We start from the raw sequence: 1,638 nt of genomic DNA, 5'->3' as shown, positions 1-1,638 counted from the left end.
CGCCTATGAGTCCTTGGAGATGCTTCAGCACGAGCTACGCCACGTCTTAGACCTCATCGGACATCAATATGCGATTTCTTTTAGGTAGGTACTTATTACTTCATTAAGACACCAGAATTGGCTGCATATTTAGGATTAACCAAAATCTCGAAAGCCACTTTTCTAAATACAGTTAAAAATAAAAAATCTGGTGTTGTTTATTTTTATAATTATAAAAGCTCAACGGGGAACAACTGGGTGTCGCATATTGATCTTATTGAAAAGAATTACAAATTGGTAGGCAATGATCTTATTCATGAAGGACAAGAAAATGCGGCAGAAATACATTTTAAGGAGATTAACTAATGAAATTAGTTCTTTATCTGCTATTGATATTAATGATTCTTCCTATATCAACCTTAGCAAACGACAATACTTATAAGAAACCACGATATATGAAGAATTCCACACTGGTGGATAAACGGCCTTTATTAAAGAAATGTCATGGTAAAGTAGTAAGTCTCAACAATAAAAGCTTTGTTCTCGATGCCAGTTCTCGTATAGCGTTAGCTTTAACGCGGGGCAATCCAGAAAGAGATGAAAATGATCTCGGTACCATTAAATTTCAAACAGGTGATGACATTACTTGGGTTGTTAATTTCTATTCTAGTATTCAGGGAACGCTAGAAGACAAAGCTGCGATACTTCAAGCTATCCTGAATCACTGTCCTGAGGCAAAAGACTTCTTTAACGATGCGGTGCAATTTACTTTTAGCACGCTTACCCGTATTTCTCCTGCTATGGATATAAGCTTTCCTGAATTCATAAAATATGTCAATACTAGTAAAACATGGCCAAATGATTTGAAATATTACCTGAGGCAGTATGGCAAAAAAGCTACTAAAAACAATCGTTATATTCTTGACCATTATCAAAAATTACTGAGCAAAGAAGTTATGAGTTCGGGATTATTGAACCCTATTCAGGCAGTACTAAGCGCAAATGGTTGCTCCATAAAACCTGTAGAGAATACAAATGAAATGCGAAGAGATTTTGCAGAAATAGACTGGAACTATCAAACTAATCTTCCTTATGGATGGTCTAAAAAAGATATTATTAAATTAGGAATTTTACCTTCAGCAGAGGTAGTTAAAAATCAATACCCAGGTATCGGACGTATGTTTTTTAATATGACTTGCTCAAATGAATAAATACTCTTTTATCGGCTTAAGTACACTTAAGCCAACTCACTTATACCGCCACGGGACAAATCGCTAGTTGGCAATGGACAGATGGGACGGTATATCGCAAAACTTATGATGCGAATGGACGTCTGAAAACCTTCCCACTGGGCAATGCGATTCGTACTTTAAGTTATGATGCTGTGGGTAATATCACGGGCTGGAGTGATAGCAGTGATGCCGCTAAAGCCAAACGCTTTGGCTATGATGTACTGGGTCGTTTGACGGGTTATGCCACTATGAATGAATCCCAAAGCTTCCAATACGATGCCAATGGTAATCGCACCGCGAAAACCGATAATGGCGTTAACACACTCTATGGTCTTCAAGCCAATAGCAACCGCTTAGTATTAGCGGGCAATAATGCCCAGACCTTAGATGCGAATGGTAATTTGCTGAATGATGGGGTGCACACTTA

General features: G+C 37.9%; 2 protein-coding genes. Both read left to right on the top strand.

Annotated elements, in window-relative coordinates; all coding sequences use genetic code 11:
• Positions 1–344 precede the first annotated feature (344 nt).
• A complete protein-coding gene (locus tag A3IE_RS0119375; RefSeq protein WP_020397260.1) occupies positions 345–1,190 on the top strand; it encodes a hypothetical protein in 846 nt (281 codons plus the stop codon).
• A gap of 173 nt (positions 1,191–1,363) precedes the next feature.
• A partial coding sequence (locus A3IE_RS21540) for a hypothetical protein (RefSeq protein ID WP_033407733.1) occupies positions 1,364–1,638 on the top strand: 275 nt, incomplete at its 3' end.

It is taken from the genome of Thiolinea disciformis DSM 14473, assembly GCF_000371925.1.
GTDB classification, from domain to species: Bacteria; Pseudomonadota; Gammaproteobacteria; order Thiotrichales; family Thiotrichaceae; genus Thiolinea; species Thiolinea disciformis.
Note: the sequence above shows the minus strand (reverse complement) of the source record. Positions and strands in the feature narration are given on the sequence as shown.

Coding starts and splice junctions, on each gene's coding strand:
- A3IE_RS0119375 (WP_020397260.1), top strand. CDS start 345: ATGAAATTAGTTCTTTATCTGCTATTGATATTAATGATTCTTCCTATA.